Genomic DNA, 4072 nt, shown 5'->3' with positions numbered 1-4072 from the left:
GTCGCCTCCATCGTCGGCGGGCGTTCGGGCGTCGCGGTCAGGGATGGCGTCCCGGTGCCCGCGGCGATCATGAACGGGCCGTCCGTGAGGACAACCGGCCAGCCAGCCTGACAGTACTGAATCCGGGCTTGGTCGCGGGCGCCGTCCCGGGAGTCGAACCGCATCACGAGCACCTGTAGCTCGGTGCCGTCGCGTTCGTAGTATCCGCGAGTCCCGTCGTTCGCTCCGAACCGGCTGTACGTACCGCTCTCGGCGTCGGTTCGTTCCCACCCTTTCGCGTCCGGTGGAAGGTACGCTGGTGCCCCCGGCTGTGGCGTCGCCGTTTCCGCTGTCGGTGGTGGTGAGTCGGTCCCCGTCGTTCGGTCTGTTTCGGTTGCCGTTCGGTCCGTCCCGGAGAGACAGCCCGCAGTCAGGAGGGCGACCGTCGATGCGAGAACACGGCGTCGGGGATGGGTCACGCCCGAGAAACCCGGGCCGGGCTACAAGTTCTTTGTGCGACTACTCCTCGTCGTCCAGCGACAGCGCCGCCAGTAGCGCCTCCAGCTGCGACCTCGACCTTTTACTCGTCGGGTGGCTCGCTCCGCTCGCCACCACTCCTCGCAAAAGCTCGACCAAAAGAGCCGCTCGCTCACACGGTTCGCTCGTGGTGACTACTCCTCGTCGTCCAGCGACAGCGCCGCCAGTAGCGCCTCCAACTGCACCTGCTCGTTCGCGCCCTCGGCGATCCGGTAGTCGGCCTCGCCGAGGCGTTCGAGCAGCCGCACGACCGCGCGGTCGTCGAGGTCGAACTCCCACGCCGAGCGGTGGAGCTGGTCGACGATGTCGCCGCCGGCCATCCCCACGTCGGTGAGGAGGGTATCGAGGGTGGCGCGGGCCTTCGGGAAGTCGCCGGCGACGGCGGCGGCGACCATCTCCTCGACCTCCTCGGGACGGGCGGTCGCGGTGACGGTGTACACTGCCTCCTCGTCGACCACGTCGCCGGTCGTCGCCGCCGCCTGAAGGTTGTTGATCGCGCGGCGCATGTCGCCGTTGGCGGCGTAGACGAGCGCGTCGAGGCCTTCGTCGGTGATCTCGATCTCCTCGGCCTCTGCGATCTCCCGGATCTGGCCGGCGACGGCGTCGTCCGAGAGCGGGGAGAAGCGGAACACCGCACACCGCGACTGGATCGGGTCGATGATCTTCGAGGAGTAGTTACAGGAGAGGATGAAGCGGGTGTTGTCCGAGAACTGCTCCATCGTCCGACGGAGGGCGGACTGGGCGTCCGAGGTCAGGGAGTCGGCCTCGTCGAGGAAGATGATCCGGTAGTCCTCCCCGCCAAACGCCGAGCGCGCGAAGTTCTTGATGCGGTCCCGGACCACGTCGATCCCGCGCTCGTCGGAGGCGTTGAGTTCGAGGAAGTTCCCGCGCCAGTCGTCGCCGTAGATCTCGCGGGCGATCGCGGTCGCCGTCGTCGTCTTCCCGACCCCGGCCGGTCCGGTGAACAGCATGTGGGGGAGTTCGCCGCCCTCGACGTAGCTCTTCACGCGCTCGATGGTCTCCTCCTGCCCGTGGATGTCGTCGAGGGTCTGGGGCCGGTACTTCTCGATCCAGATCTCCCGGCCCGTCTCCTCGGCGTCGGCCTCGCTCATGGATGGAGAGGGGTCCGGGCGGGGCATAAACGGACCGGAGCGATCTCGGTTCTGGATGTCCGGTGATTCCGCGGCAGAACAGCCGGTATCTCCCCGAACGGCTCTTTCTCCCTTCGGCTCTGTCGAAAATCCGTCCGTTCGCCGCGATCTGTCTACGTGAGTAGTGGCCACCAGGGGTGCAGCGACTGCGGAACCGGCGGGAGAGACGGCCCACAACCCGTTCTACGGCATTCTCGGCCCGAAACTATCAGAGAACGGCCAGTATTATTTTCCGTATCATTCGAGATATTTCAGATATGTTGGGTAGCTACGGGTGAAGCTATCCCCTGAGGGATTCCGATGACCGGGGAACGTCATTCACGGCTTGCGGCAGGGCTCGCTATCCTCCTTCTCGTTAGTGCGGGGGCAACTATCGTGATGGCCGCGTCCGGCCCAAGTATCGATGCAGATCCGAGCGAGGTCGACGCGTCCAACGCGACGTACGAGGTTACGATCACGGTCGGGACCCAAAGTACTTCGATGAACGGTCTCGAGATCAATCTGAGTAACGCGAACTCGGACGTGAGCAACGTCGGTACTGAGGACGTACTGACGATCGGGATCGATCGTAACAACGACGAATCCGGGACGGCGATCGACGTGAACACCAGCGACGATCTCGGTAGCGTCGGAACGAGTGGAGACGGTACCGTTCTCACGTTCGGGTTCGGTGGTTCGTACTCCCTGTACGAAGGCGACGAGGTCGTCGTGGCCTTCGACGATGTGCAGAACCCCGCATCGTCCGGCACGTACGACGTCCCACTAGAGATCAATCCCCAAAGCAGCGGCGGCGAAGCGACCGGAACGCTCCAGATAACTGATCCCACACCGACGCCGACATCCTCCCCGACCGCGACGCCGACACCGACTGCGACACCGACCGCGACCGCGACACCGACTGCGACACCGACCGCGACACCGATACCGACCGCAACCCCGACACCGATACCGACCGCAACCCCGACACCGACACCGGACCCATCTCCGACAGCAACGCCAACGCCCTCACCGAGCGCGACACCGATCGATACCGCGCCTGACGGCGGCTCCGGCGGTGACAACGGCGGGGACGAATCGACACCGGCGGATACGGAAACTGCGACGCCGACACCGGCAGAGACAGCCACGTCGACCTCGACGGAAGCCCGGGCCGCACCTGGGACTCCGACCCCGACGACTACCGCGACACCGACTGTGACGCCGTTGTCAACGGCTCTGCCAGCTCCCGACGCAGGCACGACTGAAGCGGCCCCTCAGACCGGTGAGGCGAACGATGGGAGAACCGCCGCCGGTTGGCCGCTTAGTCTACTCCTGCTCCTTCTCCTCGCTCTCGTGGTCGGCTACTATCGCTACGCGAGTGATCGCTGACCGGCGATTCGGACTCTCCGAGACCCACGGGAGGAAACCCTCAAACCCACTGCCCGTCCACCTTCGCCCATGCAGCTAACCGTCGAACTGGTCGGCGAGGACGAACGCACGGTCACCGTCGCCGACGACGCCGACTACGCCGACGTGGTTCACGAGGTGGGGTACAGCCCCCACGAGGTGACCGTGCTGGTCGACGACTCGCCGGTCCCGGAGGACGCCCCCGTCGAGGCCGACCACGTCCGAGTGCTCCGGCTGATCGCGGGTGGCTGAGTCCCGACCGTCCCCCGAATTCGCGGGCGTCGGCGTTTTGTACTCTCGGCTCCACGTCCGACCATGAACAGCGGGTTCGTGTTGCCGAACGTCGGGCCCGGCCCCGACCCGCTCTCGCTCGCGGAGCTCGAGGCGGATTTCGCCGTGCTCCTCCTCCACCGCGACTTCTACTGCAGCGAGTGCCGCCAGCAGGTCCGACGCGTGAAGAAGCGGTACGACGAGTTCGAGGCCCGCGACGCCGAGATAGTCTCGGTGCTGCCCGAGGACCGCGAGACGGCAGCGGAGTGGCAGAAACAGTACCACCTCCCGTTCCCCGTCGTCGCCGACCCCGATACCGAACTCGGCGACCGCTACGAGCAGCCCACCCGGTTCGGCCTGCTCGGCAAGCTTCACGACGTGATCGGCCGGATGCCCGCGGTGGTCCTGCTCGATCTCCGATTCAGCGACCCCATCGAGACGTACGCCCACCGGGGCGACTCCCGGACCGACCGCCCCCGGATCGACGAGATCCTCGACGCGATCGACCACGCGGCGACGCTGGACGCGGGGAATGGGGACGACCGAACCGCCAGCGACGACGCGGCCGACGGACCGACCGCCGAGGACGCGACCGAGCAGCCGTCCGAACCGCCGGGGATCGACCGCATCCCGCCGCGTGCCGAGGGTGACGACCGGCCCGCAGCCGACTCGGGAACGACGGACGGATCGGGGGCGAGCGCCGCCGGCGGCGGCGAGGAATCGGTCCCTGACGAGGGCGCTGAGTTGCT

The 4072-nt window shown here is 66.7% G+C and carries 4 protein-coding genes; 2 read left to right on the top strand and 2 right to left on the bottom strand.

Translation table 11 applies throughout. The annotated features are described in order from the left end of the window. Positions 1-650: 650 nt before the first annotated feature. Entirely contained in the window at positions 651-1628 is a 978-nt protein-coding gene (locus tag ACFR9S_RS12850; RefSeq protein ID WP_379731960.1) for a replication factor C small subunit, read from the bottom strand. 353 nt (positions 1629-1981) lie between these two features. Further along, positions 1982-2794, bottom strand: a complete 813-nt coding sequence (locus ACFR9S_RS12845) for a hypothetical protein (RefSeq protein WP_379818824.1) — start codon at positions 2792-2794, stop codon at positions 1982-1984. Positions 2795-3104: 310 nt separating this feature from the next. On the opposite strand from ACFR9S_RS12845, the gene samp2 reads away from it, so the two are divergent. After that, on the top strand, positions 3105-3305 hold the full coding sequence (gene samp2, locus ACFR9S_RS12840; protein ID WP_379731958.1) for a ubiquitin-like small modifier protein SAMP2: 201 nt from the start codon (positions 3105-3107) through the stop codon (positions 3303-3305). A gap of 63 nt (positions 3306-3368) precedes the next feature. Continuing rightward, the coding region (locus tag ACFR9S_RS12835) for a peroxiredoxin family protein (protein WP_379818823.1) at positions 3369-4072 on the top strand (704 nt) is incomplete at its 3' end.

The sequence above is a fragment of the Halolamina salina genome (assembly GCF_042678005.1).
In the GTDB taxonomy this organism is placed as follows: Archaea; Halobacteriota; Halobacteria; order Halobacteriales; family Haloferacaceae; genus Halolamina; species Halolamina salina.
This window is presented reverse-complemented; position numbering and strand designations above follow the sequence as displayed.

Coding starts and splice junctions, on each gene's coding strand:
- ACFR9S_RS12850 (WP_379731960.1), bottom strand. CDS start 1,628: ATGAGCGAGGCCGACGCCGAGGAGACGGGCCGGGAGATCTGGATCGAG.
- samp2 (WP_379731958.1), top strand. CDS start 3,105: ATGCAGCTAACCGTCGAACTGGTCGGCGAGGACGAACGCACGGTCACC.